Annotated in this window: 1 protein-coding gene; it reads left to right on the top strand. The window is 77.5% G+C overall.

All coding sequences use genetic code 11. From position 1 onward, the window contains the following. Positions 1-48 precede the first annotated feature (48 nt). A partial coding sequence (locus B7767_RS43250) for an acyltransferase domain-containing protein (protein WP_373408289.1) occupies positions 49-507 on the top strand: 459 nt, incomplete at its 3' end.

Below are 507 nucleotides of genomic sequence, written 5' to 3' on the forward strand. Positions count from 1 at the left end.
CGGCTCACCGCGGCGTGCACGGCACAGCGGGGCTCGATCACCGGGACGGTGACGCACCGGCCCCGGACCGTCTTCGTCCTGCCCGGTCAGGGCGGCCTGCGGCCGGGCCCGGGCGCGGCGCTGTACGCCACGGCTCCGGTGTACCGCGCCACGCTCGACGAGGCGTCGGCGTTCGTCGGAAAGGTGTGCGGGCGGGAGCTGACGGACTGGTGCGTCGACGCCGACGTGACCGAGGACGACCTGGCCGCGACGGAGGTGGCGCAGCCGCTGCTGGTCGCGCACGGCGTCGCCCTCGCCCGGCAGCTGACCGCCTGGGGCGTACGGCCCGACGCGGTCGTCGGACACAGCGTCGGCGAGCTCGCGGCCGCCTGCGTGGGCGGGACGCTTTCCCTGCGCGAGGCGGTCACGTTCGCGGCGGAACGGGGCCGGCTCATGGGCGGGTCGACCGCACCGGGCGCCATGGCGGCCGTGCTGGGCGCCGTGGAGCGGGAGGTGGCCGCCCTGGTG

Source organism: Streptomyces sp. 13-12-16 (assembly GCF_002114215.1).
In the GTDB taxonomy this organism is placed as follows: Bacteria; Actinomycetota; Actinomycetes; order Streptomycetales; family Streptomycetaceae; genus Streptomyces.